Source organism: Microcoleus sp. B3-D2 (genome assembly GCF_036705345.1).
In the GTDB taxonomy this organism is placed as follows: domain Bacteria; phylum Cyanobacteriota; class Cyanobacteriia; order Cyanobacteriales; family Microcoleaceae; genus Microcoleus.
Genome location: NZ_JAUBUG010000157.1, coordinates 2,741 through 3,681, shown reverse-complemented (window position 1 = coordinate 3,681; position 941 = coordinate 2,741). Strand labels below are relative to the sequence as shown.

Annotated in this window: 1 protein-coding gene; it reads right to left on the bottom strand. The window is 47.5% G+C overall.

Annotated elements, in window-relative coordinates; all coding sequences use genetic code 11:
* Window positions 1–63: 63 nt before the first annotated feature.
* Window positions 64–941, bottom strand: an 878-nt coding sequence (locus QUB14_RS28255; RefSeq protein ID WP_445251875.1) for a calcium-binding protein, incomplete at its 5' end; no start/stop codon positions are given.

The window sequence follows — 941 nt, the reverse complement described above, 5'->3', positions numbered from 1 at the left end:
TCTTGCACTTTATTCTCGCTCGCGCGCTCGAAACCTTTCGCGACGCAATATGCACTCGATTATTCAGCAAGCCCTATTTAACTGGCTAAAAGCCAGGGGGCTAATTAAATCAATTTTGTCTTGATTGAGGGTAAAATCAGTAATCACATCGGCAGTAGAAGCGTCTGTTCCACCAGTATCGATCGCGAGGGCAAACACATCAAAACCCAATCCGCCTGTGAGAGTGTCGGCACCCTTTTCTCCAAATAAGTAATCATTGCCCCCGTCGCCAAACACTATATCGTCGCCATCGCCGCTTTCAATGCGATCGTTTTCCTTACCTCCGTAAATCAAGTCAATACCGCCGTCACCCTGAATAAATTCACTCCCTTGGCCGCCAAAAATAAGGTCATTGCCATCACCGCCACTGATGCCATCATCCCCTTTTTGTCCGTAAAGCAAATCATCCCCTGCTTTGCCATCAAGATAGTCATTGCCGCGGCGTGCGTGGATCATGTCGTTTAATGCCGATCCTGTGATGCGATCGTCCTGATCTGTCAAACCGATTACTGACTTTTTCAACAAGGTTTTGACATCGCCTAAGTTATCGTTATCGCTGATATTGACTGTGAGAGGGGCGACGAGATTATTATACAATGTGTCATTACTGGTAGTGGCGTGGCTAATTGGGCTGACATGATTGCCCTCCACAACCCCATCATCAACCGCACTAACCGTTACCGTTTGAGCGACATTCCAATTGGCGGAAGTAAAAGTAAGGGCTGGTTGGCTGACAGTAACTTGAGTTTCAGGGGTAATGGCGACGGTGACATTAGCAGTTGGCTGAGTATTTAGTCGCACTTTGTATATATCGCTGCCCAAGCTTTCGAGTACCTCGGTACTGCCAAGTGGTTCAAGGAAAATAACAGCCGGAGTACCTAAAGTCGGCGTGGGAATTGTTG